General features: G+C 68.0%; 23 protein-coding genes. 15 read left to right on the forward strand and 8 right to left on the reverse strand.

Features of this window, described 5'->3' with window-relative positions:
• Positions 1-2: 2 nt before the first annotated feature.
• The 3 genes from KY661_RS29235 to KY661_RS29245 form a co-directional block, all read right to left on the reverse strand.
• Positions 3-335 (reverse strand): hypothetical protein, encoded by a 333-nt coding sequence (locus tag KY661_RS29235; protein ID WP_225413345.1) that lies wholly within the window; start codon positions 333-335, stop codon positions 3-5.
• 113 nt (positions 336-448) lie between these two features.
• Entirely contained in the window at positions 449-4447 is a 3999-nt protein-coding gene (locus KY661_RS29240) for a TOMM system kinase/cyclase fusion protein (RefSeq protein ID WP_225413346.1), read from the reverse strand.
• A gap of 96 nt (positions 4448-4543) precedes the next feature.
• Positions 4544-5992, reverse strand: coding sequence for an amidase (locus KY661_RS29245; protein ID WP_225413347.1), 1449 nt, complete (start codon positions 5990-5992; stop codon positions 4544-4546).
• 207 nt (positions 5993-6199) lie between these two features.
• On the opposite strand from KY661_RS29245, the gene KY661_RS29250 reads away from it, so the two are divergent.
• Entirely contained in the window at positions 6200-7066 is an 867-nt protein-coding gene (locus KY661_RS29250) for an AAA family ATPase (RefSeq protein WP_225413348.1), read from the forward strand.
• 1 nt (position 7067) lies between these two features.
• Here the strand turns inward: KY661_RS29250 and KY661_RS29255 are convergent, their stop codons facing one another.
• A complete protein-coding gene (locus KY661_RS29255) occupies positions 7068-7916 on the reverse strand; it encodes an aldo/keto reductase (protein ID WP_225413349.1) in 849 nt (282 codons plus the stop codon).
• A gap of 115 nt (positions 7917-8031) precedes the next feature.
• Here KY661_RS29255 and KY661_RS29260 point away from each other — a divergent pair, with 115 nt between their 5' ends.
• The 6 genes from KY661_RS29260 to KY661_RS29285 all read left to right on the forward strand — a co-directional run bounded on the left by KY661_RS29260 (position 8032) and on the right by KY661_RS29285 (position 14167).
• On the forward strand, positions 8032-9795 hold the full coding sequence (locus KY661_RS29260; RefSeq protein WP_225413350.1) for an ABC transporter ATP-binding protein: 1764 nt from the start codon (positions 8032-8034) through the stop codon (positions 9793-9795).
• Positions 9796-10149: 354 nt separating this feature from the next.
• On the forward strand, positions 10150-10383 hold the full coding sequence (locus KY661_RS29265) for a hypothetical protein (RefSeq protein WP_075007741.1): 234 nt from the start codon (positions 10150-10152) through the stop codon (positions 10381-10383).
• 48 nt (positions 10384-10431) lie between these two features.
• Entirely contained in the window at positions 10432-12072 is a 1641-nt protein-coding gene (locus KY661_RS29270; protein WP_225413351.1) for a CTP synthase, read from the forward strand.
• Positions 12069-12893 (forward strand): 3-deoxy-8-phosphooctulonate synthase, encoded by an 825-nt coding sequence (gene kdsA, locus KY661_RS29275; RefSeq protein ID WP_225413352.1) that lies wholly within the window; start codon positions 12069-12071, stop codon positions 12891-12893. Before KY661_RS29270 ends, kdsA begins: the two co-directional genes overlap by 4 nt.
• A gap of 31 nt (positions 12894-12924) precedes the next feature.
• Complete coding sequence (locus tag KY661_RS29280; RefSeq protein WP_225413353.1) at positions 12925-13503, forward strand: KdsC family phosphatase; 579 nt, start codon at positions 12925-12927, stop codon at positions 13501-13503.
• Between the two features lie 34 nt (positions 13504-13537).
• Entirely contained in the window at positions 13538-14167 is a 630-nt protein-coding gene (locus KY661_RS29285) for a response regulator (protein ID WP_075007738.1), read from the forward strand.
• A gap of 80 nt (positions 14168-14247) precedes the next feature.
• On the opposite strand, the gene KY661_RS29290 is transcribed toward KY661_RS29285, so the two are convergent.
• Positions 14248-14697 carry an Hsp20/alpha crystallin family protein gene (locus tag KY661_RS29290; protein ID WP_075007737.1) on the reverse strand — a complete coding sequence of 150 codons (450 nt, stop codon included), beginning with the start codon at positions 14695-14697 and terminating at the stop codon, positions 14248-14250.
• Between the two features lie 148 nt (positions 14698-14845).
• Entirely contained in the window at positions 14846-15040 is a 195-nt protein-coding gene (locus KY661_RS29295; protein WP_225413354.1) for a CPXCG motif-containing cysteine-rich protein, read from the reverse strand.
• Between the two features lie 164 nt (positions 15041-15204).
• Between KY661_RS29295 and KY661_RS29300 the strand changes: the two genes are divergently transcribed.
• Complete coding sequence (locus KY661_RS29300; RefSeq protein WP_225413355.1) at positions 15205-16020, forward strand: GspE/PulE/PilB domain-containing protein; 816 nt, start codon at positions 15205-15207, stop codon at positions 16018-16020.
• Between the two features lie 42 nt (positions 16021-16062).
• On the opposite strand, the gene KY661_RS29305 is transcribed toward KY661_RS29300, so the two are convergent.
• Complete coding sequence (locus tag KY661_RS29305) at positions 16063-17622, reverse strand: serine/threonine protein kinase (protein ID WP_225413356.1); 1560 nt, start codon at positions 17620-17622, stop codon at positions 16063-16065.
• Positions 17623-17682: 60 nt separating this feature from the next.
• Complete coding sequence (locus KY661_RS29310; RefSeq protein WP_225413357.1) at positions 17683-18135, reverse strand: response regulator; 453 nt, start codon at positions 18133-18135, stop codon at positions 17683-17685.
• Positions 18136-18451: 316 nt separating this feature from the next.
• Between KY661_RS29310 and KY661_RS29315 the strand changes: the two genes are divergently transcribed.
• The 7 genes from KY661_RS29315 (at position 18452) to KY661_RS29345 (ending at position 25915) form a co-directional block, all read left to right on the forward strand.
• Positions 18452-18940, forward strand: coding sequence for an NADH-quinone oxidoreductase subunit NuoE family protein (locus tag KY661_RS29315; protein WP_075007733.1), 489 nt, complete (start codon positions 18452-18454; stop codon positions 18938-18940).
• Positions 18941-18977: 37 nt separating this feature from the next.
• Positions 18978-20315 carry an NADH-quinone oxidoreductase subunit NuoF gene (gene nuoF / locus KY661_RS29320; protein WP_263437460.1) on the forward strand — a complete coding sequence of 446 codons (1338 nt, stop codon included), beginning with the start codon at positions 18978-18980 and terminating at the stop codon, positions 20313-20315.
• Positions 20312-20815: an NADH-quinone oxidoreductase subunit J family protein gene (locus tag KY661_RS29325; RefSeq protein ID WP_075007731.1), complete on the forward strand. Its 504-nt coding sequence runs from the start codon at positions 20312-20314 to the stop codon at positions 20813-20815. Before nuoF ends, KY661_RS29325 begins: the two co-directional genes overlap by 4 nt.
• Positions 20816-20839: 24 nt before the next feature.
• Complete coding sequence (gene nuoK, locus KY661_RS29330; RefSeq protein ID WP_075007730.1) at positions 20840-21142, forward strand: NADH-quinone oxidoreductase subunit NuoK; 303 nt, start codon at positions 20840-20842, stop codon at positions 21140-21142.
• Between the two features lie 29 nt (positions 21143-21171).
• On the forward strand, positions 21172-23400 hold the full coding sequence (locus tag KY661_RS29335) for an NADH-quinone oxidoreductase subunit L (protein ID WP_225413358.1): 2229 nt from the start codon (positions 21172-21174) through the stop codon (positions 23398-23400).
• A 52-nt stretch (positions 23401-23452) separates the two neighbouring features.
• A complete protein-coding gene (locus KY661_RS29340) occupies positions 23453-25012 on the forward strand; it encodes an NADH-quinone oxidoreductase subunit N (RefSeq protein ID WP_225413359.1) in 1560 nt (519 codons plus the stop codon).
• Positions 25013-25174: 162 nt separating this feature from the next.
• Positions 25175-25915, forward strand: a complete 741-nt coding sequence (locus KY661_RS29345) for a hypothetical protein (protein ID WP_225413360.1) — start codon at positions 25175-25177, stop codon at positions 25913-25915.
• Positions 25916-26338: the final 423 nt, after the last annotated feature.

The raw sequence follows: 26338 nt of genomic DNA on the forward strand, positions 1-26338 counted from the left end.
CGTCAGCAGAAACACGCCATGGGCAGCGTCCGGGGCTCCTCGGAGCCCGCGTGCGCCTCGGCGCCCACCAGCGCCACTTCGCGCATGTCCAGCGACGGCGCGGGGGGGATGACCATGCGCAGGGTCTGCGCCTTCATCTCGCGCGGGGCGTCATCGCTCTCGATGACCTGGAGTTCCACGCCGGCCGGCAGGGTGAACTGATACGACTCGAGCAGGGTGGCCGCCGGGTCCTGCTTCAAGGCCGCGCGGAATTGTGCATCTTGCCAAGCACGCGCCACGCACTGCGGCCACACCGATCCAAACTGCTGAATGTCAGAAGCGTTGGCATTATTCATGGAGTGTCTCCCTGGGAATGCAGTGGCGATGCGGGTGAGCCGTGAATGCCTCACATCCGCATTCTCAGTTTAACAAAACGCTTTCCTGCTCGCTTGCCTGCTTTTGAAAAAGATTACGTGGCAAGTTGGTCCAAAAGGACCCGGGCGCGCATGACATCAGGGGACTGGAAACCCTCGGTGAACCATCCCAGCAGCGGCGCGAGCAGGGCTTGGGCCTGAGGGGCCTGCCCGCGCTCCTGCAACAGCTCACACAGCGCATGGGCTGCCTTCAATTCCAGCATTTTCGCGGCTTGCTGCTGGGCCACCGCCATGGCCTCCCGGAAACACCGCTCTGCCGCCGCAATGTCTCCCTGGGCCCGGAGACAGCGGCCTTTAAGACAGAGCAAGTCTGCCACGTAATAGCGCTCTCCCGGGCTTTTCTCGCCGCTCAGGAAGGTGTCGATTAGGGTCAGCGCCGCCTCATACTGCTGAGCGTCAAACTCCAGCTCCGCCAGCAGATAGTTGTAATAGGTCATCGCGAGCCCCACTCCCAGTTTCTCCTGGAGCTCGTTGATTTCATGTTTCAAACCCTGGCGGTCCCTCACGGCCCAGTTGCGCACCATGCGGCAATACACCGCATTGGCGGGCAGGCCATAGCGCTGGGTGATGTCCAGTGCCTTGTCCGCCAGGGTGATGACCTGGGCCCGGTCCCCCTGGGCTTGCAGGAAGGTGAGGTGGAAGAAATACGCCAGCGCGAGGCTGCCGGGGTGCTTCGTCTCCTCGGCCCAGGCCAGGGCGGAGTGGGCATAGGTGGCCGCCAGGTCCGCGTAGCCCATCATCCACCCCAGGAAGCCCATCGCCATCTGGGCATAGGCGCGCGGATCCAACCCGAGGTAGACGCCCAGCGTCGCGTGGCGTGAGGCGTCATAGAGCGAGAGCCCCCGCTCGAAGCACGCCCGGGCCTCGGGCATCTGCCCATCGACCGTGAGGCAATGGCCCAGCCCGCACAGCGCCATGACCACCAGCGAGTCGTTTCCGGAGTGCTCGCCCATGGCCAGCAACCGCTCCATCACGGCCCGGGCCGCCGGGCGGTGGCCCCGGTTGTGGTGGTAGAGCCCCAGCGCCCACAGGCTGGGGGCCACCTGGGGGCTGTCTCCCAGCTCATCGATGAGCTGCTGGGACCGGTCGGTGCGCAGCTTGATGTGCTCGTCCGCCCAGCCATGGGTGCTCATGCGGGCCGGAATGAGGATGCCGTTGAGCCCCAGCTCGAGCTGCGCGCGTTCCCGTGTGTCCTCCACCACCTCCAACCACTCCAGCGCCTCGGTGACATGGGCCACGGCCTCGGCGTTGGCCGAGCGCATCAGCGCCCCGAGCGCCGCCTTCTGGGCATAGTCCAACGCCTGGCGCTTCTGGTCCGCCGCGGCATGGTGCAGGGCAAGCAGGTCCGCGCGCGTGGCCACCATCTCCGGAAAGTGCTGCTCCAGCGTGGCCGCGATGCGCGCATGCACCTCCCGGCGCAGGGGCCGGAGCATGGACTCATAGGCCGTGTCCCGGATGAGCGCGTGCTTGAAGAGATAGGTGGGGCTGCGCACGCCCCGCCGGCGGTGAACGAGGTCCGCGTCCGCCAGCGCCCGCAAGTCCCGCTGCAGCTCCGCGTCCGGACGGGAGGAGACGGCCTTGAGCACCTCGTAGCTGAACTCCCGGCCCAGCGCGGCGGCCAGCTGCGCCGTCTCCCGCGCGGCCCCCAGCCGGTCCAGCCGCGCCATCAGGGAGTCGCGCAGGGTGCTGGGAATGGCCAGCCGCGTGGGCGTCCAGGTCCGGTCGCCGGCGCGCGCGGGCAGCGCGTCCATCACCATGCGCGTCAGCTCTTCCAGGAAGAGCGGCACCCCGTCCGTGCGGCTCACCAGCTGCTCCAAGAGCTCGCGCGGCAGCGAGACCTGCTGGGTGAGCCCCTTCACCATCTCCTCCGCGCGCTGCCGGTCCAGCCGGCTCAGCTGCACCTGGAGCACCCGCGCCATGGCCCCCTGGGGGACGAACTCCGAGCGCGCGGTGAGCACCAGGCACAGCCGCGTGGTGGAGCAGTCCGCCACGAGCTGCGCGAGCAGCTCCAGCGTCGTTGGATCCGCCCAGTGCAGATCCTCGACGAGCAGCAACAGGGGCTGCTGATGGGCCATCTCGAAGAAGAGCGACACCAGCAGCTCCAGCGTCAGCTCCTTGGCGCGCTGGGGAGACACCTCCGGGACCGGGTACTGGCCCGAGCTGCCCCGCACCGCCAGCAGGCCCGCGAACAGCGGCATCGCCTCGGCGAGCACGAAGCCATGCTGGGTTAGCAGCGCCTCGATCGCCGCCAGGGCCTGCCCGGGCTCCGAGTGGCGGCCGACGCCCAGCAGCACCTCCAGCAGATCCACCACCGGGGACAGGGCGTTGTTGCGGCCCTCCGGCGCGCAGCGGCACTCCAGGAAGGCGTGCGGCGTGCCGCGCACCTTGCGGACCAGCTCATGCACCAGCCGGGACTTGCCGATGCCCGGCTCGCCGGACAGCAGGATGCTCTGGCCGGTCCCCTGCACCGTCTGCGCCCAGCGCTGCCGCAGCAGATCCAGCTCCTCGGCGCGGCCATACAGCGGCAGGGTGATGACCCCATCGAGGCTGGTGGGGGAGATGCGGTTCTCGTGCAGCAACCGGAAGGCCCCCTCCTCCCGGCGGCCCTGCTCGTCGAGCGTGAAGTGCCCGCGCAGCAGCTTGGAGGTGGCGTCGCTGACCAGGATGGTGCCCGGCTCGGCCCGCGCCTGCATCCGCACCGCCCGGTTGGGCGTGGTGCCCACCAGGGAGGGCAGGTCCACGCGCTGGTGCGAGTACGGGTCCTGGCTGATGACGAGGCCCGTGTGGATGCCCGCCCGGAACTCCAGGCGGCGCGGCCCTTCGGCCTTCAGCTCCGCGCCCTTGCGCTCCATCTGCGCGGCCATCTCCAGCGCGGCCCGGGCCGCCCGGCGCGCATCGTCCTCCTCCGCCCGGGGATAGCCGAAGTAGAACAGCATCCACTCGCCGAGCACGCTGCCCACATGGGCGCCATGGCGGCGGGCGATGTACGAGCACGAGGCGTGCAAGGCGCGCAGCGACAGGTCCAGATCCTCGTCGTCCTCTTCGCCGGGGGAGAAGAGGCCCACGTGGCAGCAGACGGCGGTGAGCTGGCGGCGCTCCCCGCGTGCCTGGCCCTCGAGGAGGCCCGGGGCCTGCAGCGGCGCGGAGCCGGGCTCCATGCCCTTGCCCCCCTCCATCGGCCAGCCTTCCAGGACGCACAGCTCCAGCTCCCGCACCACGCGCTGGGCGGAGAGCTCGCGCGCCTTCACGTCCTTGCTCGTCACCTTGCGCAGGAGCTGTCCCAGCCGGTGGTTTTCGAGCCATTCCGGAATGGCGATCGGGTCCGGGCCGAGCTGCTTGAAAATCACCTGCTGCACGGTGGCGCCGTCCACCATGCGCTGCCCGGTGAGGCACTCCAGGAAGATGAGCCCCCAGGAGTAGAGGTCCGAGCCCGCGGTGACGGGCTCGCCCCGAAGCTGCTCGGGCGCCGCGTAGGTGGGCGTCCCCAGCATCTCGTGGGTCCGGGTGATGCGCGCCAGGTCCTCCTTCACGCCCGTGGCCAGGGTGCCCAGCCCGAAGTCGAGCACCATCGCGTTGCGGCGCGCCCCCGTGTGGGAGAGCATGATGTTCTGGGGCTTGAGGTCCCGGTGGATGACGCCCTGGTTGTGCGCGCAGCTCAGCGCGTCGAGCACCTGGAGCATCAGGTGCACGGACTCCGCGGGGGACAGGGCTCCTTCGGCGGCCAGCACCTCGGCCAGGGTGCGGCCCGGCACGTATTCGAAGACGGTGTAGAGCAGATCCGGCTCGGCCTTCCCCGAGTCGATCAGCCGCACGATGTTGGGGTGATGGAGCTGGGCACACACCTGCATCTCGCGCTGGAAGCGCGCGACCTGGTGCTCCTCCGAGGAGTGGAAGGTCCGCAGGACCTTGATGGCCACCTCGTGCTGCGTCACCTGCTGACGCGCCCGGTAGACCTCGCCAAATCCCCCTTCGCCCAGCTTCGAGAGAATCTCGTAGCGATCCTGGAAAACCATGCCCGCTGAGATCGAAGCCAAGATAGAAACCCTTCAGCCGCCGCGTGAGAGCCGTCCGGAAAGATTCAAACCCACGGGCGGGGACCTGTCGAGACACGTGCCGCCAACAGGGCTTCCCTAGACCTGGGACGTGGCGGCGTGATGGGGAGGCCGGCGGTGGGCCCAGGGCTGGGCCCGCTCGAGCTGGCCGGCCAGCCGCAACAGCGTGGCCTCATCGCCCCAGCGGCCGACGAAGTGGGCCCCGACGGGAAACCCTTGCGCGCTCCAGAAGAGCGGCACGCTCATGGCGGGCTGTCCGGTGGCATTGGCCTGGGTGGTGAACGGACAGACGGACTGGAGCTGCCGCATCCACTGGGGGAAGGTCAGCGGCGCGTTGGCATCCAACAGGCCGAGCGGCAGGGCGGGCAGCGCATAGGTGGGGGTGAGCAGCAAGTCATGGTCCACGAAGAAGCGCCCTGACTCACGGCTGAACTGGTTGAGCATCGCCAGGCCCGCCTGGACCTCCCCCCCCGTGACGCGGCGCCCATACTCCAGCGTCGCCCAGGTCGTCCGCTCGAAGTTCTCCTCCAGGAGGGGCCGCCCGCTCATGGCGGCCAGCCCGTTGGCCCAGCCCAGCAGGGCGGTGCTCCAGAGCGGCAGGAGGATCTGCTCCAGCAACGCGCCATTGAAGGGCGGGGACACCTCGACGAGCTCGTGCCCCAGGGAGGCGCACAGCCGGACCGCCTCGTCCAGGGCCTGCAGACACTCGGGGCTGACCGGGTCTCCCTTGGGCGCCGCCCGGCACACGCCGATGCGCAACCGCCCGGGCTCCCGCTCCACTTCCTCCAGAAACGGCCGCACAGGGGGGGGAATCCCATAGGGGTCCCCCACCTCGGACCCGGCGGAGACATCCAGCATCGCCGCGCTGTCGCGCACCGAACGGGTCAGGACGTGCTCGGTCCCGAAGCCGTTCAGGAGTTCCCCGGCCCCGGGCCCGGAGCTGATGCGGCCCCGGGTGGGCTTCAACCCAAAGAGGCCACACAGCCCGGCCGGCACGCGGATGGAGCCGCCCCCATCGTTGCCGTAGGCCATGGGCACCATGCCGGCGCTCACCGCCGCCGCCGAGCCGCCGCTGGAGCCCCCGGGGCTGAACGCCAGGTGCCAGGGATTGCGGGACGGCCCCCAGGCCAGGGGCTCGGTGGAGATGTTCAGCCCCAGCTCGGGCGCATTGGTCCTGCCCACGAGCACCAGGCCCGCGCGGCGGTAGCGCGCCATCAGGGCGCTGTCGTGGGGAAACACCAAGTCCTTGAAGGTCCGGGTTCCCTGAGAGGACGGAATCTGGGCCGCATGCACTCCCAGATCCTTGATGAGGAAAGGCACCCCGGTGAACGGCCCAGCGGGCAAGCCTCGCTTCAGGGCGGCCTGGGCCTCCTCCTCCAGCGTGGCGATGACGGCGTTGAGCGAGGGATTCACAGCCGCGATGGCCTGGAAGGCCACCCGGACCAGCTCGGCGGGGGACACCTCCTTGCGCTGAACCAGAGAGGCCAGTCCCATGCCATCGAACCGGATGTATTCGCCCAGGTGCATGATCCCCTCTTGGTGTCGAGGTGCGCGATGTCCTACAATTGGGACAAACATCAAACATCACCTGTGACCAGAATCAAAACCTGTGTCCATCCGGAGGGCGGTGGGACACACCGCCCTGGCCAGATGCACATCATTTCCGGGCACGGGCACATGTCACGAGGCGATACAACGCTCGCCCGTGACGCACTCCCGGCAGGATGAACGGCCATGATCCGCTCGGTCCATTTCGAGAATTTCCGGTGTCTCAAAGACGTGGAGTTGCAACTCCAGCCCCTCACGGTCCTGGTGGGCTCCAGCTCTTCCGGCAAGACGTCGGTGCTGGAGGGCATGCACTACCGGCTGGCCTGCGAACCGTCGGACTACTGGCGCATGGACACGACGCTGCGCATGTCGCTCCAGTGGACGTTCGAGGACGGAAAGCAGGTGCGCCGCATCTTCCCGCTGTCGGCGTTCGATTCCATGTCCCTGCATGGACACTCGGTCCAGAGCCTGGCGCTGGACATTGGCGCACTGCGCAATGACAGCCTCATGGGGCGCGTCACGATGCTGCACCCCACCGGGGAGAACCTCGCCAGCGTCTTCGCCTCGCTCGAGCCCGCCCAGCGCGAGGCGGTGGTGAGCCAGCTGAGCCTGCTGGTCCCCTCCATCAAGGCGGTGAGCCTGCACCAGACGGGGCCGCGCACCCACCAGCTGCGCTTCCAGGACCGCTGGCAGCCGGGCCTCTGGTTCACCCCGGCCCAGGTGGCCGAGAGCGTGATGTACCTCATGGCCTTCCTGGTGCTGCCGTACCAGAAGCCGCTGCCGGATGTGCTCACGCTGGACGAGCCCGAGCGCGGACTGCACTCGCGCCTGCTGCGGCAAGTGGTGGCGATGCTGCGCCGGATGACCGTGGGCTCGCCGGGCGTCCGGCCCGTCCAGGTCGTCATCGCCACGCACTCGTTCGACCTGCTCGAGCACATCCCGCCGGAGGATTTGCGCCTGCTGTCGCGCTCCCTCGAGGACGGCTCCGTGCAGGTCAGCTACCCGAAGCAGCACCTCCAGGAGTGGAAGAGCCGCTCCATCGAGCCGCTCTGAATCAGATGACGGGCAGTTCCCCCGTGTCGGGTCCCCGCGGGAACGCGGCATCGAGCCGGGCCAGCTCCTCCGGGGAGAGCCGCAGCCCGGCCGCGGCGGCATTGTCGCGGACATGCGGCTCGCGGCTGGCCTTGGGGATGGTGAACAGGCCGGGGCGGCGCACCAGGAACTGAAGGGCCACCTGGTAGGGGGAAGCCCCATGCGCCTGGGCCACCGAGGCCAGCACCCTGCCGCCCGCGCTGTCCGGCCGGGGAAAGCGGCCGTTGCCAAAGGGGCTGTAGCCCACCACGGCGATGTTCGCGCGCTCGCACCAGGGCAGGACCTTGTGCTCGATGGCGCGCTCCTCCAGGTGGTAGAGCACCTGGTTGCAGGCAATGCGGCCCGGGCCCGCGATGCGCACCGCCTCCTCCAGCTCCTCGACGCCGAAGTTGCTCACCCCCCAGGAGCGGATCTTCCCATCTCGTACCAGCACCTCGAAGGCACGCACGGTGTGCTCCAGGGGGTGGGAGCCCGGCCAGTGCAGCAGGTAGCAGTCCAGCCGGTCGGTCTTCAGGCGTTGGAGGCTGCGCTCGCACGCCTTCACGGTGCCCTCATAGGTTGCGTTCGAGGGCATCACCTTGGAGACGAGGAACACCGAGTCGCGCCGTCCGGCGATGGCCGGGGCCACGATGGCCTCCTCCACCCGGCCACGCCCGTACAGCTCCGCCGTGTCCAGGTGGATGAGCCCCAGGTCCATGCCTGCCTGGAGGGCCCGGATGGCCCCATCCCGGTCGTCGTTCTCCATCTGCCAAGTCCCCTGCCCGATGACCGGCACCGACACTCCCGCCGTTCCAAAGACGCGCCGTTCCATGGTTCCCACCTCGTGAGAAAGGGCTCCTGACTTAGCACCCTGCCAGGCAGGAGCCAGCAGAGGGTGTTCATCGATGGACGCTGCGTCTGGGGCATACCCGCGTTAGGCTGGGCCGGTGGAAAAGCCTCCCTTGAAACCCCGCCTTCCCTCCCGGCTGACGCTGCGCCGGCTCGCCAGCCTGGCCCGTCCGGAAACCCGGACCCTGCTGGCGGGCACCTTCTTCCTCGCCGTGGGCAGCGGCATGAGCCTGCTGTACCCCCAGGCGATGCGCCTCATCATCGACGAGGCGCTGGGCTCACGGGACCGGTCCCTGATTGACCGGGCCGCGCTGGGGATGACGTTCATCCTCGCCATCCAGGCCTTGGCGGTGGCGCTGCGCTACTACCTCTTCACCACCGCGGGCGAGCGCGTGGTGACGCGCCTGCGGCAGAAGCTCTTCGCCAACATCATGGGCCAGGAGGTGGCCTTCTTCGACGAGCGCAAGACGGGCGAACTCACCAACCGCCTCGCCTCGGACACCACCGTGCTCCAGAACACCGTGAGCTCGAACGTGTCCATGGTGCTGCGCAACCTGGCCACCGCGGTGGGCGGCGTGGCGCTGCTCTTCTACACCTCTCCCACCCTCACGCTGCTGATGCTCTCGGTGGTGCCCGCGGTGGCGGTGAGCGCGGTGGTGTACGGGCGGCGGGTGCGCAAGCTCTCCAAGGAAGTGCAGGACGCGCTGGCCGCCTCCAACGAGGTGGCCGAGGAGAGCCTGTCGGGCGTGCGCACCGTGCGCGCCTTCGCGGCGGAGAAGCACGAGGTGGCACGCTACCGCAGCGCCATGGACAAGGCGTTCGAGCTGGCGCGCCGCCGCATCCGCCACTCCTCCACCTTCATGGCCGTGGCCTCCTTCGGAGGCTTCGCGGCCGCCGTGGTGGTGCTCTGGTACGGCGGACGGTTGGTGGTGGAGGACAAGCTGTCGGTGGGCGGCCTCACCTCCTTTCTCGTCTACTCGCTCTTCGTGGCCTTCTCGCTGGGCGCCCTGGCGGAGCTGTGGGCGGACTTCATGCGCGCCTCGGGGGCCGCCGAGCGCGTCTTCGAGCTGATGGACCGCCTGCCTACCATCCCCACCTCCGGGGGCGAGCGGCCCGCCCGCATCGAGGGCCGCATCGAGCTGCGCGAGGTGAACTTCGCCTACCCCACGCGCCCGGACACCCAGGTGCTGCAGGGCATCGATCTCACCATCGCCCCGGGCGAAATCGTCGCCATCGTCGGCCCCTCGGGGGCGGGCAAGTCCACCATCGCGAGCCTGCTGACGCGGCTCTATGATCCGCAGGAAGGCCGCATCCTGCTGGATGGCCAGGACCTGAGGACGCTGGACCCGGAGTGGCTCCGGCAGCAGATCGGCGTGGTGGCGCAGGAGCCGCTGCTGTTCTCCTCCTCCATCGCGGAGAACATCCGCTACGGCCGGATGGATGCCAGCGACGCGGAGGTGGAGGCGGCCGCGCGTGCCGCCAACGCGCACGACTTCATCAGCCGGTTCCCGGAGGGCTACCGGACCCCGGTGGGCGAGCGCGGCGTGCAGCTCTCCGGAGGCCAGAAGCAGCGCGTGGCCATCGCCCGGGCGGTGCTGAAGGATCCGCGCCTGCTCATCCTGGACGAGGCCACGAGCGCGCTGGACGCGGAGAGCGAGCACCTGGTGAAGGACGCGCTGGAGCGGCTCATGCAGGGGCGCACCACGCTCATCATCGCCCACCGCCTCTCCACGGTGATGGGCGCCAACCGGGTGCTGGTGCTGGAGGGCGGCAACGTAGTGCAGAGCGGAAGCCACGCGGCGCTGATGAGCCAGGAGGGCCTCTACCGCCGGCTGGTGGAAAAGCAGTTCGTGGCGGCCTGAGGAGCAGCCAGGCAGTCCGCTGGCCTACACCGCGCCCACCGGCCGCTGGCGCGAAAAACCCCTCCCGGTTAATACTGAGGCCGCAGACGAAAGGAGGTGATGCCTTGAACGACAGTAAGCGTCAGGCATCCACCTCCGTCGGCATGGCTCTTTAGCCACCCGGCGGAAGTGTGATGCCAGCGGTTTGGAGCCTGCTCTCCTCGCGCGTGCCGTACCCGAAAGGGACACGCGGGGAAGGCAGGCTCTTTTTTTGTCCCAGAGGGCCCCACCCGGGGCTCGGGAATGCGTGGACCCTCTCCCTGTTGCAGGCCCTCAGGGGGGGGAGCCGTTTCGTTTTCTGGGAGAAGCCCTGACGTGTCCATCACACCCTGCCCCACGCCCTTGCCCTGCGCCCTCCGTGAGGAGGAGGCGGTCGAATCCCAGCGCAACCTGTTTTGTCTTCATTACGATGGCTGCCTGCACCAGGCCGTGAGGCGCGGCTGGGACGGCTGGAGCTGCCGCCAGTGTCCGCTGCGGAACTGGCGTGCCGGCAAGCCCGTGGCCAAGGACTACGCCCACGCCCGGCCAGGAAGCCCTGACGGCACCTGAGCCCGTCAGAAACGTTGACGCACCCCCTCCTCCTTGGCAGGAAGGGTCATGCGCTCCAAGAAGACCAAGTACATCTTCGTGACCGGCGGCGTGGTCAGCTCTCTGGGCAAGGGGCTCGCATCGGCGTCCATTGGCGCCCTGCTGGAGAACCGCGGGCTCAACATCACGCTGCTCAAGCTGGATCCGTACATCAACGTGGATCCCGGCACGATGAGCCCCTTCCAGCACGGCGAGGTCTACGTCACCGAGGATGGCGGCGAGACCGACATGGATCTCGGCCACTACGAGCGGTTCACCCACGCGCGGATGAGCCGCACGAACAACTTCACCACCGGCCGCATCTACCACTCCGTCATCATGAAGGAGCGGCGCGGCGAGTACCTGGGCAAGACGGTCCAGGTGATTCCCCACATCACCGATGAAATCAAGGCCAACATCCGCCAGGCCTCCCAGGACGTGGACGTCGTCATCGTGGAGGTGGGCGGCACGGTGGGCGACATCGAGTCCCTGCCGTTCCTCGAGGCCATCCGGCAGATGCGCTACGACGTGGGCAGCCAGAACGCCGTCTACGTGCACCTGACGCTGCTGCCCTACATCGGCGCGGCCGGCGAGGTGAAGACCAAGCCCACCCAGCACTCGGTGATGAAGCTGCGGGAGATTGGCATCCAGCCGGACTTCCTCCTGTGCCGCACGGACCGGGAAATCTCCCGGGAGCTGAAGGACAAGATCGCCATGTTCTGCAACGTGGACACGGGCAACGTGTTCACCTCGCCGGACGTGCGGAGCGTGTACGAGCTGCCGCTGGAGCTGCACCGCCAGGGGCTCGACGAGCGGCTGGCGGAGGTGCTCAACATCTGGAGCCGCGCGCCGCACCTGGAGCGCTGGGAGACCATCACCCGCCGCATCTACGAGCCTGCGCGCGGCGAGGTGAAGATCGGCATCGTCGGCAAGTACGTGGACCTGAAGGAGAGCTACAAGAGCCTCAACGAGGCCCTGCTCCATGGCGGCATCGCCAACGACGTGCGGGTGAACCTGCACTTCGTGGACTCCCAGGAAGTGGAGGCCCAGGGGCCCGAGAAACTTCTGGCCGGGGTGGACGCCATCCTGGTGCCGGGCGGCTTCGGGGTGCGCGGCACGGAGGGCAAGATTGCCGCCGTGCGCCATGCCCGCGAGAAGAAGATCCCCTTCTTTGGCATCTGCCTGGGCCTGCAGATGGCGGTGGTGGAGTTCAGCCGCGGCGTGCTGGGCATCAAGGACGCCGACTCGCTGGAGTTCAACGCGCACACCCCGAACCCGGTGGTGACGCTCATGGAGAGCCAGGTCCACGTGCAGGACAAGGGCGGCACCATGCGCCTGGGCAGCTACGCGTGCGCCCTCCAGCCGGGAACCCTGGCCCACAAGCTCTACGGCCAGGAGCTCATCCAGGAGCGCCACCGCCACCGCTACGAGGTGAACAACACCTACCGCGGGCGGCTCCAGGAGGCCGGGCTCATCATCTCCGGCCACAATCCCGACCTGAATCTGGTGGAGATGATCGAACTGAAGGAACATCCCTACTTCGTCGGCTGCCAGTTCCACCCCGAGTTCAAGAGCAAGCCTTTCGCCCCCCATCCCCTCTTCTCCGGCTTCATCAAGGCGGCGCTCACCCAGCGTGACACCCCCCGTGGAGCCTCGCAGGTGCAGGCATGATCACCCTCGCGGGCCACTCCGTGGGCCCTGGCCAGAAGCTGTTCGTCATCGCCGGACCGGATGTCATCGAGTCCGAGGAGCTGGCGCTGCGCCATGCGCACCTGCTCAAGGGCATCACCGCCCGGCTCGGGGTGCCCTATGCCTTCAAGTGCTCCTACGACAAGGCCAACCGCACCAGCGGCAAGTCCTTCCGCGGCCCGGGCCTGAAGGAAGGCCTGCGGGTGCTGCGGCGCATCCGCGAGGAGGTGGGCGTGCCCATCCTCACGGACGTCCACGAAATCAGTCACGTGGCCCCCGCCGCCGAGGTGGTGGACATCATCCAGATTCCCGCCTTCCTGTGCCGGCAGACGGACCTGGTGGAGGCCGTGGCCCGCTCCGGCCGGGGCGTCAACCTCAAGAAGGGCCAGTTCGTGGCCCCCAAGGACATCGTCCACTCGGCGCGCAAGGCCATGGAGTGTGGCAATCCCAACGTGCTGGTGACCGAGCGCGGGGCCTCCTTCGGCTACAACAACCTCGTGGTGGACATGCGCGGCTTCCTCCAGATGCGCGAGGCGGGCCTGTCCGTGTGCTTCGACGCCACGCACTCGGTGCAGCTGCCCTCGGCCGGCAACGGCGAGACGGCCGGGGAGCGCAAGTTCGTGCCGCTGCTGTCCCGCTCCGCGGCCGCGGCCGGCATTGACGCACTGTTCACCGAAGTGCACGAGGACCCGGACCGTGCCCTGTGTGACGGTCCGTGCTCACTCACACCCCAGATGTTTGAAGACGTGGTACAAAGTGTGCTGTCGATTCGCCGGGCCCTGGGCCACGAACCGGCGGTGTGACGTGCTGTCTCGGGAGGGGAGCAGCCAGGCCATGACGGAGACACAGCCCAAGCCGACCAAGGAGGAGTTGTCCGCCCGGGCCGCGCGGGTGCGCCTGCTTGTGTTCGACGTGGATGGCGTGCTCACTGACGGCGGGCTGTACTACGGCGGCGACGGCGAGCTGATGAAGCGCTTCGACGTGAAGGACGGCCACGCGCTGGTGATGGCCCGGCTGATGGGCCTGCCCGCGGCCCTGCTCACGGCCCGGACCTCCACCATTGTCGAAGTCCGCGGGCGGGAACTCGGGCTTGCCGCTATCCTCCAGGGGAAGAAGGAAAAAACCCCTGCCCTCGAAGAACTGCTCACCCAGTTCTCCATACCTCCTGAGTCCTGTGCTTATATGGGGGACGACCTGAACGATCTGGGTCCGATGTCACACGTAGGACTTTCATCCTGTCCTGCGGACGCCGTACCCGAAGTGCGCCAAGAAGCCCACTTCGTGGCCCAGAACCGCGGAGGACATGGCGCCGCCAGGGAGTTGGTGGAGCTGTGTCTCAAGGCCAGTGGACGGTGGGAAGAGGCGGTAGGTTTGATGAGACGGTCGGAGAAGAAGAGCGGTCGAGTAGGTTGAAGTCACCTCGGTTTCAAGGTAGGTGTTGAATTCCATGAGCACCGGATCTGGTCAGCAAAAAGAAGAGTTGCTGCCGTCGGGAACGACGGACCAGCTGTACACCACCCACGACATCAGCCGTCTGCTGCAGGTGGATCCCTCGACCGTCAGCAAGTGGATTGACCGGGGTATCCTGATGGCGTTCCGCACGCCCGGAGGACACCGCCGCGTCCGCTCGACGGACCTGCGCTCCTTCCTCATCGCCCACCAGATGCCGGTGCCGGATGAGCTGGGCAGTGGGACGGTGAAGCTGCTGGTGGTGGACGACGAGCGCCCCGTGCTGGACGCCATCAAGCGCGCGTTCAAGCCCTACACGGCCCAGGTGGAGCTGCAGAGCACCAGCAGCGGCGTGGAAGCGCTGCTGCTCGTCTCCGAGCAGAAGCCCCACGGCATGCTCATCGACCTGAACATGCCGGACATCGACGGTCTGGAAGTATGCCGTCGCATCCGCGCCCGCAAGCAGATGGAGAGCGTGCGGCTCATCACCATGACGTCCAACCACTCGCCTGACGTGGTGGAGCAGTCGAAGCAGGCCGGCGCCATCGCCTGCCTGGCCAAGCCGCTGGACGTGCAGCAGGTGCTGGAGCTGTTCCGCATCCCGCTGGCGCTCGGCGTCAAGAAGTAGCACCGGGGCCCCGCCTCCCGGCGGAGCCCCGTGTGTTTCAACCCCTCTCGGTTGGAGAGGGGCAGGCGAGAGGTGTCTCTTCAGCCCTGCACCTTCACCTCGATGACGCGGGGCTTGGACTCTTCCTTGCGCGGCAGCGTCAAGGTGAGTACGCCGTGCTCGTAGCGCGCCTCCACCTGGGTGGCGTCCACGGTGTCCGGCAGCGAGAACGAGCGGGTGTACACCCCGAACCCGCGCTCCAGCCGGCGGGCGTTCTCCTTCGCGTTGGGGTCGGCCTTGCGCTCGGAGCGGAACGTCAGCACGCCCTGCTCCACCTTCACCTCGATGGACTTCGCGTCATGCCCTGGCAGGTCGACCTGCAGGGTGAGCCCCGCCTCGGTCTCGAAGATGTCGGTGGGAGGCGCGAAGCTGGTGCCGCGGCGTGCCGTGGGGCCCGCCGAGTCCTGGAACAGGAAGTCGAAGTCCCTCATCAGGGGGCTCACGACGGTGGCCCCATTGCGCAACGTGAACGGATTGAAACGGGTCTGCATGGTCTTCTCCCTTCCGTGCCGCTGAACGCAGCGGACGGCACTCGAGTCATGGAAAGTGTTTCGTGTCGTGAACGGTCCCCCGTGGCCCCGGGGCTCACCGGCTCACAGACTCAAGAGAACCATGGTTCGAGACGTGTCAAGCACGGGCTCAATCATCGTCCCGGCCCAGGCTCACCCAGACGTCCTCCCCCTCCCGGGTGACGGAGACGGCCCAGGGGCGGCAGCACACGGAGCAGTCCTCCACGTACCGCTCCGAGGAGGGCCCGGCCACGTCCACCTGCACCTCCACCTCTTCACCGCAGTAGGGACAGCTCAGCACCTGGGCGTCCGCGAAGGGCTGCATGGCTCACGCCTCCTCGGGGAGCAGGCGGGCAACCGGAGGACAGGCCGTGGGGCGAGGGCCCGGGCGGCCTGGGAGCGCGCTGGCGCGGTCCGGCTTGCCGGGGAGCCCTCCAATGTGGAAGCCAGAATGCATCGCTCTCCCCCTCCTGACGGTACACTGTCCTCATGGCCGCCCCTCAACGCAACCGCATTGGAGAACTCCTCATCAAGGCCCGCGTCATCGACGAGCTGCAGCTGCGCAGCGCGCTCGCCCAGCATGATCAATGGGGCGGCCGCCTGTCGCGCATCATCGCGGACATGGGCATCGCCAACGAGGAGACCATCATCAACGCCATCTGCCAGGGCATGGGCATCCAGCGCATGCACCTGGGCAACGTCACGAGGGATCCGGGCGCCCTGGCCAAGGTGGATGTCGTCATGGCCGAGCAGAAGGGCATCTTCCCGGTCGCCCTCAAGGACAATGGCAAGACGCTGGTGCTCGCCATGGCCGATCCCACGGACCTGAACACCGTGGATCAGGTGGTGGCCAGGAGCCGCACCCGCGTCACGGTGGTGATTGCCGGCGACAAGGAAATCCAGAACGCCATCCTGCGCCACTACCGCGGCCAGGAGCCCAACGTCTCCACGCGCTACACCGAGGCCGACACGGCCGCCCCGGACAGCTCCGGCGAGGAGGAGTTCAAGGTCGTCGACATGAGCGGCAAGACGGTGGTGAAGCGCATCGCCGACGTCGCCCCGTCCCAGGCCGCGCCCTCCTCCAGTGGAGGGGGAAGCAGCGGCGCCAGTGCCGCGGACCTCCTCGATGAGATTCTCTCCGGGGGGGCTCCGTCCACGAGCCTGACGCCCGAGGAGATGCAGCGGCTCCAAGCGGTGCAGCAGAACCAGGAGAAGAGCTCGAAGATCCTCCGGGCCCTGCTCGAGCTGCTCCTGGAGAAGGGCGCCCTCTCCCAGAAGGAGCTGGCGTCCCGGATGCGCTCCTGAGGCCGCGGGCGGGGGCATCCCCCGCCGGGCCCTTGGGCCGCGCTAGCCCTCGTGCGGCTCCGAGGAGAGCACGAGGTCCCCCTTCTCGAGGAACTCGCGCTCCGGGAAGGCCTTGTAGAGGTCCTCCAGCATCGCGTCGATGTCCGGGTAGCGCTGCTCCTTCTTGTCCTGCGTCATCTTGTCGAAGATGGCGTCCAGCCCCGAGGGCACCTCGGCGTTGACCTCGGAGGGCAGCGGCGAGCGGCGGCCGGGAATCTGCCCGGTGAACATCTCGTACATGAGGATGCCCAGCCCGTACACGTCCGCCGAGGCGCCCGGATCCTTCGTGCGGTGGATGAGCTCCGGCGCCATGTAGACCATGCCCCCGGTGCCCATGAAGAACTGGGGCATGCCCTTGGTGGCGTCCATCTCGATGACCCGCCCCATGCCGAAGTCCGCCAGCCGCGCGTTGCCGCAGCCGTCGAACAGGACGTTCTCCGGCTTGAGGTTGTGGTGGAACAGCCCCGCGGCGTGGGAGGCGCGCAGCCCGTAGGCCAGCTGCAGGAAGCAGCGCAGCGCCAGGGGCACGGCGATCCCCTTGCCGCCCCCCGCCTCCAGCTTCTCCCGGAGGCTGGTGCGCATCAGCTCCAGGACGAAGTAGGGCCGGGCCGAGTCCACGTTTTGATCCAGGACGCCCACGATGGAGGGGTGGCGCACCTGGGCCTGGGCGCACAGCTCCTTCTTCAGCCGCTTGAGCACCTCGCCCCGCTGCAGGAAGGAGAAGTAGCCGAAGATGTCCTTCAGCTCCTTGATGCAGACATCCAGCCCGAGCGCGTTGAAGCGTCCCTTGAAGACCGTGCCCAGGGGGCCGGAGCCGAGGGGATCGAACTTCTGGTAGCGCATGTCCAGATCGGAGCCCTTGGACGCGGCCGCCGGGGGTGCGGAAGACGAGGCAGGAGGAGGCATGGGGCTCGCGAAGGAGGAGGCCGCGGGGACGGAGGGAGGCGGAAGCGGGGCCACGGGCACCGGGGACGCTTCGCGGCGGGCCTCCGGCACGGGCGGCTCGGTGCGGGGGCCCACCGGGGCGGCGTAGGACGGCAGGGGAGCATCCACCGAGGGCAGCGCCGTGCGCGACGCCCGGACCGGGGGCAAGGGCACCGCGGCGGGCGGCAGCGGCACCGCCGCTTGCTGCGGGGGCAGCGGCGGCGGGGTGCCGGTGCGCTCCACTTCCGAGTCATCCAGCGTGAGCTCCGGCGGGGGCGGGGGCACCAGCATCCCCAGGTCGTCGGGGTTCACGGACATGGTGGACTCTTCTTCGCCCGCGAGCTGATCGGCGAAGAACTCGCCCACCTCCAGGGTGAACCGGTCCTGCAGCTCCCCACTCACCACCCGCTCCCCTTGCTCGGTGAGCTTGAGCTGGGCCTCGCGGTCCATGGCGATGTAGTGAAACTTGCGCAGGAAGAAGAAGTAGCTGTCGAACTCGAGCGAGACGGACGGTTCGAGCGCGGCCTTCACATCGGCCAGCTTGTTCGAGCGTCCCAAGCGCCCGTTCTCCCTCAGGTTCCGAAGGATGAACAGCGCTTCGCCGCTGACGATGTCGCGGTTGATAGCGGGCTTGAGCATGGGTGGACGACTTTAAGACCGTCTCGCGCCCCGCCGTCAATTTTCGTGGACGCGGGCAGCCTACTTCCCGATGCGCAGCAGCTGCTTCACCGTCTCCAGCACTTCCACGAAGCGCACCGGCTTGCGCAGGAAGATGTCCACGCCCAGCTGCATGGCCCGGTCCTGCGCCTCCTTGCCGCCCGCGGAGATGGCGATGATGGGGATGTTGCGCAGTTCTTCTTCGGCGCGGATGCGCTCCACCAGCGCGAACCCATCCATCACCGGCATGTACAGGTCCGTCATCACCAGGCTGAAGCGGCGCTCGCGCAGGAGGGTCAGCGCGTGGTGCCCGTCCGGAGCGAAGTGCACCTCCAGGGGCACCTTGCCCGCCAGGTCTCCGCTCGCCAGCTTCTTGAGGACGTAGGCGTACATCTCGATGATGTGCGGATTGTCCTCGACGATGAGCACACGGTAGCCCTCGGGATCGACGCCCGGGGGGTTCTGCGCGTCGCTGTGAGGTCCTGCCGCACTCAAGAGTTCACCATCGCCGCCAGGCCCGCGAGGGTCTGTCCACAGGACATGGCCCCCCAGGCAAAACCGGGCCTGCCTGACCGCCCAGGCCCGCGCCCGGCCGATTCTGTACCGGATCCGCAAGTCCTGGAAAAGAAAGTGCCAGCCTTATCGGCCCCGGGACAGATTCCGCAAGCCGCTTCCGGCCGTCCGCCAGGTGCCCTGTGGCCCCCCATAACCGGGGCTTGGAATCGCTCGGACTAACGCTGATGAAGGTTCCAAGGAACTTCGGGGGTTTATGTTGACAAGGCAGCCATGGGGGCCATACGAACCGCCCGCCATGGCGGAGCCCCTGTTCACCCCTGAAGAGCAGAAGAAGTTCGACGCGGGGATCTCAGAAATCCTCTCGCATTACCCGCCCGACCGGAAAAGCGCCGGCATGCTGCCCGCGCTCCGGCTCCTGCAGGACTTGAAGGGCTGGTGTCCCCCCGAGGGCATCCGCCTGGTGGCCAAGAATCTGGAGGTCACCCCCGAGCGCGCCTATGAGGTGGCGAGCTTCTACGTCATGTACCACCTGAAGAAGCCAGGGAAGTACACCGTCGACGTGTGCACCAACCTCTCCTGCTCGCTGCGGGGCGCCGAGAAGATGCTCGCCTACCTGGAGGACAAGCTGGGCCTGAAGGCGGGCGAGGCCAACGAGAAGTTCACCCTGCGGGAGACCGAGTGTCTGGCGTCCTGCGGCACCGCGCCATGCCTCCAGGTGAATGAAGACCACCACGAGAACCTGACGAAGGCCCGGGTGGACGAGCTGCTCGCCAAGCTGACCTGATCCGCGGCCCCTCTTTCAACGAAAGCGTCTTTCCATCATGACGACCGCATCCGCCTTTGAACCGCTCATCTCCTCGGCGTGGGGGCAGCCTCAGTCGTGGACGATGGAGCACTACCGCAAGCGCGGGGGCTATGAATCGCTGAAGAAGGTGCTGGAGATGGCGCCCGCGGCGATCATCGACGAGGTGAAGAAGTCCAACCTGCGCGGCCGCGGCGGCGCGGGCTTCCCCACCGGGCTCAAGTGGAGCTTCGTCCCCAAGGACAACCCCAAGCCCAAGTACCTGGCCGTCAACGCGGACGAGTCCGAGCCGGGCACCTTCAAGGACCGCTACGTCCTGTCGCTGGATCCGCACATGCTGCTGGAGGGCATCGCCATCGCGGCGTACGCGCTGGGGGTACACACCTGCTACATCTACATGCGCGGCGAGTTCAAACACCCGGCCCAGCGCACCCAGGCCGCGATCGATGAGGCCTACCAGGCGGGCATCTTCGGCAAGACGCTCCTGGGCAAGGACTACGAGCTGAACTGCTACCTGGTGCGCGGCGCGGGCGCGTACATCTGCGGCGAGGAGACGGCGCTGCTCGAGAGCCTGGAGGGCAAGAAGGGCTGGCCCCGGCTCAAGCCGCCCTTCCCCGCGGTGGTGGGCCTGTTCGGCTCCCCCACGGTCATCAACAACGTGGAGACGCTGGCCAACGTCCCGCACATCTTCGCGCGCGGCGCGGACTGGTACTCGAAGCTGGGCACCGAGAAGTCCGGCGGCACGCGCCTGGTGTGCCTGTCGGGCACGGTGAACAAGCCGGGCGTCTACGAAATCCCGCTGCAGACGACGGTCTCCGAGCTCATCTTCGGCGACAAGTACGGCCAGGGGCTGCCCGCGGGGCGCTCGGTGAAGGCCGTCATCCCCGGCGGCTCCTCGGCGCCGGTGCTCAGCCCCAACGAGCTGGACGTGGCGCTGGAGTTCGAGGCGCTGCGCATGAAGCAGACGATGGCCGGCTCTGGCGGCGTCATCGTCATGGACGACACCTCGTGCATGGTGCGCTGCCTGTGGCGCGTGGCGCGCTTCTACGCCGAGGAGTCCTGCGGCCAGTGCACCCCGTGCCGCGAGGGCACGCCGTGGCAGACGCGGCTGCTGCGCAAAATCGAGGAGGGCCGCGGCGAGATGGCGGACATCGAAATGCTCAGCCACGTGGCCTCGTCCATCGCGCCCTACCCGCCCATGGGCCTGGGCAACACCATCTGCGCGCTGGGCGACGCGGCCGCGCTGCCCACGCATTCGTTCCTCATGCGGTTCCGCGCCGAGTTCGAGGCGCACATCCACGAGAAGCGCTGCCCGTTCGGCGACAAGCCCTGGGGCGCGTTCGGAGACTGGTCGTGAACATCGAGCAGGCCCTCTTCGGAGCGTTCGCGTTCCTGACGCTGTTTTCCGCAGGCGTGGTCATCTTCGCCAAGAGCCCCATCAACTCGGCCATGGCGCTGGTCTCCACGTTCTTCTTCCTGGCCGGCATCTACGTGCTGCTCTGGGCGCACACCCTGGCCGCCATGCAGGTGCTGGTGTACGCGGGCGCCATCATGGTGCTCTTCCTGTTCGTCATCATGCTGCTGAACCTGGGCGAGGAATCCCAGGGCGTGCGGCTGACGTTCACACGCATCATCGGCGGCGCCACGGCGCTGGGGCTGTTCGCGGCCCTAGTGGTGGTGCTCTTGCGGCTGCCCAACACGGTGGCGGACCTGGGGCCTCAGACCGAGAGCTTCGGGACGCTGAAGACGATTGGCCAGGCCATCTTCAGCACCTGGCTGTTCCCCTTCGAAGCGGTGAGCCTGCTGCTGCTGGTGTCGATGGTCGGCTCAGTGGTCGTCGCCAAGTCACGGATCTGAAGCCGCGCCGCGGCAAAGGGCACCATGGTTCCCATCTCGTACTACCTCATCCTCGCCGCGGCCCTGTTCTGCCTGGGCATGTTCGGCGTGCTGGTGCGCCGCAACGCGCTCGTCGTCTTCATGTGCGTGGAGTTGATGCTCAACGCGGCGAACCTGACGTTCCTGGCGTTCGCGCGGATGCGCGGTGACAGCATCGGCCACGTGTCGGCCTTCTTCGTCATCGCGGTGGCGGCGGCGGAGGCGGCCATGGGGCTGGCCATCGTCATCGCCGTCTTCCGCAGCCGAGGCAGCGTCAACATCGACGAAATCAAGACGATGAAGCACTGACGCGGTCCCCTCCCGCCGAAAGCTTTCGCATGGCTCTCAACGACTTCTTCAGCAGTGCTCCCATCGCCCCGGCGCTCCTGGCGCCCTCCCTGTGGATGATCATCGCGCTGCCCCTGCTGGGCGCGCTGGTGTGCGGCCTGTTCGGCCGGCGGCTGGGCCGCGAGAACGTGCACCTGGTGGCGTGTGCCTCGGTGGCGGGCTCCTTCGTGCTGTCGGTGCTGGCCTTCTGGGCCACGAGCAGCGGCGCGCCCTCGGTGCCGGACACCTTTGGCGGCTTCCGCACCAGCCACGCCATCTGGACGGACCTGGGCACGTGGTTCAGCGCGGGCAGCTTCCGGGTGAACTTCGGGCTCCTGGTGGACCACCTGTCCGGCACGCTGATGCTGGTCATCACCGGGGTGGGCTTCCTCATCCACCTCTACTCCACCGCGTACATGGCGCACGATGACGGGTACTGGCGGTACTTCGCGTACCTCAACCTGTTCGTCGCGATGATGCTGACGCTGGTGATGGCCGACAACCTCGTGCTGCTGTTCGTGGGCTGGGAGGGCGTGGGCATGGCCAGCTACCTGCTCATCGGCTTCTGGTACACGGATTCGGCCAAGGCGTGGGCCGGGCGCAAGGCCTTCATCACCAACCGCATCGGCGATTTCGCGTTCCTCATCGCCACCTTCCTGCTCGTGACGCTGGTGAGCGCCTTCTCCCAGCAGGCCTCGGCGGAGGACTTCCGCTTCGTGCGCACCTTCCGCAACGGCCAGAGCACGGAGACGGGCCGGGGAGACCCCGCCCGGTTCCAGGCGGGCGTGGCCATGCGGGGCCCCGTCACCTTCCAGGGCCTGGAGACGCTGGCCCGGGCCCTGCCGGAGCAGCAGAGCAACGGCGCGGTGACGCTGACGACGCCCATCGCCGAGGGGCCGCTGAAGGGCCGCACCTTCGGTGGGGTGCTCACGGTGGCGCTGCTGCTGTTCCTCCTGGGCGCCGCGGGCAAGAGCGCCCAGCTGCCGCTGTACGTGTGGCTGCCGGACGCCATGGCGGGCCCGACGCCCGTCTCCGCCCTCATCCACGCGGCGACGATGGTCACCGCGGGCATCTACCTGTTCGCGCGCATGAGCTCGCTGCTGGTACTCAGCCCCGTGGTGATGGCGACCATCGCCTGCATCGGCGCGGCGACGGCGCTGCTCGCGGCGCTCATCGCCTTCGCGCAGGACGACATCAAGAAGGTGCTCGCCTACTCCACCGTGTCCCAGCTGGGCATCATGTTCATGGGCCTGGGCACGGGCATCTTCTGGGCGGCGGTGCTGCACCTGGTCACCCACGCCTTCTTCAAGGCGTGCCTGTTCCTGGGCGCCGGCAGCGTGATGCACGGCAACGGGGACGAGACAGACATCAAGAAGCTGGGCGGGCTGCGCCACGAGATGCGCTGGACGTGGGTGACCTTCGCCATCGCCACGCTGGCCATCACAGGCATCGTCCCGCTGTCGGGCTTCTTCTCCAAGGACGCCATCTTCCACGGCGTCCACCACAACCTCCTCACGGGCTACGCCTGGGTCAACCACCTGCTCTACCCCGTGGGCCTGCTCATCACCGCGTGCACGGCCTTCTACATGTCGCGCCTGTACCTGCTGACGTTCGAGGGCAAGCGTTCGTCCGAGGCGAAGCTCGCGCACGCGCACGAGAGCTCCTGGGCCATGACGCTGCCGCTGGTGCTGCTCGCGGTGCTCAGCGTCGTGTCCGCGGTGTATGCCTTCCCCCTGCTGAAGGGACGTCCCGAGGCGCTGATGGACAACTTCCTCAGCTCGGTGTTCGGCCCCACGCGGGACATCGTGCGCAGCGCCGGCACCCTTGTCCTCGATGACAGCCAGCCCAAGATGGTGGACTACCTGGTGGCCTGGGTGGTGTCGCTGGTGGGTGGCGGCGCGGCGGCCTTCCTGTACCTGTCGTTCTTCCCGGCGCGCCGCGGCCAGCCGGTCCCCGCCTTCGCGCTGCAGACCCGCCGGGTGGCGCAGAACAAGTTCTACGTGGATGAGCTGTACGAGCTGACCATCATCCGCCCGGTGAAGTTCCTCAGCTTCCTGCTGTACCGCGTGGTGGACTCGTTCCTCATCGACACGGTGCTGGTGCGCGGCTCCGCCTGGCTCACCGTGCGCGCCGGCAGCGCGCTGCGCTACCTGCAGACCGGGGATGCGCAGGCCTATGCTGCGGTCATGGCCCTGGCGCTGCTGGGCGGCGTCGTCTACGCGCTCTTCCAGGTGCTCTGATGGGCTTCTCCGACACTCTTGCCTCCCCCTGCCGTAAGGGCCCGCTCCTGCCATGACTCCCAATCTCACCTCGGCAGACTTCCTCCCGGTGCTGCCCGCCATCATCCTGGTGGTGGGAGCCTGCGTCCTGCTGCTGTCGGAGGTCTTCCTCTCCGCCAACTCCTCGCGCGGCTACCAGACGGTGCTGGCCACGGCGACGGCGGTGGTGGCCGCCGCCGTCTCCATCGCGCTGATGTTCCAGCCCCCGCAGCAGGTGTTCCTCGGCTACGCGGTGCTGGACCCCTTCTCCAGCTTCCTGTCCTTCGTCGTGTGCGTGGCCCTGGCGCTGGCGGCGCTGAGCGCGGCGGGCTTCCTGCGCCGGCGCGGCGCGGAGCGCGGTGAGTTCTACGCGCTGATGCTCTTCGCCTCGGCGGGCATGAGCCTGCTGGCCGTGTCGGCCGAGCTCATCACCATCTTCGTCAACATCGAGGTACTCTCTATCGGCACCTACGCCCTCACCTCCTATCTGCGCCGGGGCACGCGGCCGAGCGAGGCGGGCTTCAAGTACTTCATCCTGGGGGCCTTCTCCTCGGCGGTGCTGCTGTACGGCGCGGCGCTGCTGTACGGGGCCACCGGGCACACCCGGCTGTCGGAGCTGAGCGCGGCGCTGCCGGGCGCGCTCGTGGACCACCGGGCGCTCGTCTACAGCGGCGTCATCCTGGTGGCGGCCGGCTTTGCCTTCAAGGTGGCCGCGGTGCCCTTCCACATGTGGACCCCGGACGTGTACGAGGGCGCGCCCACCCCCGTCACCGCGCTGATGAGCGCGGGCGTGAAGGCGGCTGCCTTCGCGGCGCTGGTGCGCGTGTTCCTGTCAGTGTCCCAGGGCATGGATCCGCAGCTGCCCTTCGTCATCTTCTCCGTGCTCGCGTTCCTGTCGATGATCATCGGCAACCTGCTGGCCCTGCCCCAGCGCAACGTGAAGCGCATGCTGGCGTACTCGTCCATCGCCCACGCCGGGTACCTGCTGGTGGGCGTGGCGTCGCTGTTCGTCAACCGGCCGGGGGAGCAGTTCCGGCTGCTGGCCCCGACCCTGCTGGGGGCGGGCTCGCCGCTGGAGATCGCCCGCGCGGACGCGCTGCGCGGCATCCTCTTCTACCTGCTGGCCTACACCGTCACCGCGGTGGGCGCCTTCGCGCTCGTCTCCTCGCTGGAGCGCCGCGAGGACGAGGAGAAGGGAACCGCGTGGGACCTGGACCGCTTCAGCGGCCTGGCCCAGCGGCGGCCGGGCTGGGCCGTGGCGATGGCGGTGTTCATGCTGTCGCTGAGTGGCATCCCGCCCACCATCGGCTTCATGGGCAAGCTGCTCCTCTTCCGCAGCGCGGTGGACACGGGCCTCATCGGCCTGGCCATCGTGGGCATGCTGACCAGCGCCGTGGGCGTGTACTACTACCTGCGCGTCATCGTTTACATGTTCATGCGGCCGGTGCCCGAGGGCGCGCACACGCTGGAGCGCACCTGGACCACCGAGCTCACCCTGGTGCTGTCCACCGCCGCCGTGGTGGTGCTGGGCATTCTGCCGGGGCCCGTGACGGGCTGGCTCGCGCAGGCCGGGACGATCCTCATCGGCCCGTAGTGCCTTCATGTGCGGCCGTGGTGCACGCCCGTCCTGGCTTCGCCGGGGCGGGCGTTTCCATGTGAGGGGGATTTCTCCCCAGCAAGCGGCCAGTCAGGCCCCGGGCACGGCCTCTTCTCTCCCCACCCCTCCCGCTCCACCTTTGGGCTCGGAGGGAATCACATGTCGCTGTCGGAAAACCTGGGCCGTTTCGTCGGCGCGCTGTGGGGCCCCGCCGTACGCGTGGGGGCGAAGATCCGTCACGCCCGCCTGCTCCACCCAGAGGGCATCACCTTCCGGGGCGAGGTGAAGGCGCTCGATACGCACGCAGGCCTCCAGCCCCTGGCCGTGAACCTGCCCGGCCCGGCCCTCGTGCGGCTGTCGGCCGCGCTGTGGCGTGGCCACCGGGAGTGGCCGGATGTGCTCGGGCTCGCGGTGCGCTTGCGCGCCACGGGGACCGTCACCGAGGCGCCCGCCGAGGGGGACCAGGATCTCCTCTTCGCCACCCTGCGTTCGGCCTGGACGTTGGGGCTGGCGCCCCTCACCACGGACACCCACGACTGGCGGAAGAACGATTACTACGCCGTCTCCCCGTTCGAAGTGACGGGGCTGGGCCGGGTGAAGCTGCGCCTCGTCTCCCACCGGGACGAGGTTCCGGGCAAAAGCCGCGTGGAGCGAATCCAGGCCGCCGTCCAGGCGGGACGCGCCCTGTTCACCTTCGAGGCGCGGCCCCTGCGCGGTGAGCTCGCGGGACAGTGGTGGCCGCTCGCGGAGCTGCGGCTGGTGGAGGAAGTCACCCTGGAGCCCGCGCTCTTGCGCTTCTGGCCCTTCCGCACCGGCCGGGGCATCCAGCCCGTGGGCTTCCTTCACTCCACGCGCATTCCCACGTACCGGCAGAGTCAAAAGGCACGGGCGCCGCACTGATCCATGGGCTAGAAAAGAAGGCGGCCCGATACCCCAAGAGGGTACCGGGCCGCGGGTTCTTCTAAAGGTGACTCACCGGAAGTGCTGAAGGGGTGGGGGGGAACCACCTTCAGCCTCGCTTCGATGCGTCCCGGGTATCTCTATAGCAGTCCTCGTGCCAGCCGCCCCAAAGGGCTAAATCTCAATCTTTTCAAGGGGTTGAGTCTTGGCACCGCTTGCAGCCCCCCGGGAACTCCATTTCACCTCTGAAATCGGTTTCAGATCTGAAATGACTCCGAGATTGTCCTCAGGTACCAAGAAAAAAACCCCAATCATTTCAACCAGTTGGGCTTTTAGCGGTGTCCGTTCCCGGCTTTTCCATCCACTGTGGCCGGAAATCGACTTTCAACTCTGAAAAATTCCAGCCATTTCAGGCCCTTGGTA

Source organism: Allostigmatella hybrida, from assembly GCF_020103775.1.
GTDB classification, from domain to species: domain Bacteria; phylum Myxococcota; class Myxococcia; order Myxococcales; family Myxococcaceae; genus Hyalangium; species Hyalangium aurantiaca.

Bases quoted from the DNA above. Each gene is read 5' to 3' on its own strand.
- KY661_RS29345 (WP_225413360.1), top strand. From the start codon at position 25,175: ATGTCGCTGTCGGAAAACCTGGGCCGTTTCGTCGGCGCGCTGTGGGGC.
- nuoF (WP_263437460.1), top strand. From the start codon at position 18,978: ATGACGACCGCATCCGCCTTTGAACCGCTCATCTCCTCGGCGTGGGGG.
- KY661_RS29290 (WP_075007737.1), bottom strand. From the start codon at position 14,697: ATGCAGACCCGTTTCAATCCGTTCACGTTGCGCAATGGGGCCACCGTC.
- KY661_RS29245 (WP_225413347.1), bottom strand. From the start codon at position 5,992: ATGCACCTGGGCGAATACATCCGGTTCGATGGCATGGGACTGGCCTCT.
- KY661_RS29235 (WP_225413345.1), bottom strand. From the start codon at position 335: ATGAATAATGCCAACGCTTCTGACATTCAGCAGTTTGGATCGGTGTGG.
- nuoK (WP_075007730.1), top strand. From the start codon at position 20,840: ATGGTTCCCATCTCGTACTACCTCATCCTCGCCGCGGCCCTGTTCTGC.
- kdsA (WP_225413352.1), top strand. From the start codon at position 12,069: ATGATCACCCTCGCGGGCCACTCCGTGGGCCCTGGCCAGAAGCTGTTC.
- KY661_RS29335 (WP_225413358.1), top strand. From the start codon at position 21,172: ATGGCTCTCAACGACTTCTTCAGCAGTGCTCCCATCGCCCCGGCGCTC.
- KY661_RS29280 (WP_225413353.1), top strand. From the start codon at position 12,925: ATGACGGAGACACAGCCCAAGCCGACCAAGGAGGAGTTGTCCGCCCGG.
- KY661_RS29270 (WP_225413351.1), top strand. From the start codon at position 10,432: ATGCGCTCCAAGAAGACCAAGTACATCTTCGTGACCGGCGGCGTGGTC.
- KY661_RS29250 (WP_225413348.1), top strand. From the start codon at position 6,200: ATGATCCGCTCGGTCCATTTCGAGAATTTCCGGTGTCTCAAAGACGTG.
- KY661_RS29285 (WP_075007738.1), top strand. From the start codon at position 13,538: ATGAGCACCGGATCTGGTCAGCAAAAAGAAGAGTTGCTGCCGTCGGGA.
- KY661_RS29255 (WP_225413349.1), bottom strand. From the start codon at position 7,916: ATGGAACGGCGCGTCTTTGGAACGGCGGGAGTGTCGGTGCCGGTCATC.
- KY661_RS29300 (WP_225413355.1), top strand. From the start codon at position 15,205: ATGGCCGCCCCTCAACGCAACCGCATTGGAGAACTCCTCATCAAGGCC.
- KY661_RS29295 (WP_225413354.1), bottom strand. From the start codon at position 15,040: ATGCAGCCCTTCGCGGACGCCCAGGTGCTGAGCTGTCCCTACTGCGGT.
- KY661_RS29305 (WP_225413356.1), bottom strand. From the start codon at position 17,622: ATGCTCAAGCCCGCTATCAACCGCGACATCGTCAGCGGCGAAGCGCTG.
- KY661_RS29315 (WP_075007733.1), top strand. From the start codon at position 18,452: ATGGCGGAGCCCCTGTTCACCCCTGAAGAGCAGAAGAAGTTCGACGCG.
- KY661_RS29340 (WP_225413359.1), top strand. From the start codon at position 23,453: ATGACTCCCAATCTCACCTCGGCAGACTTCCTCCCGGTGCTGCCCGCC.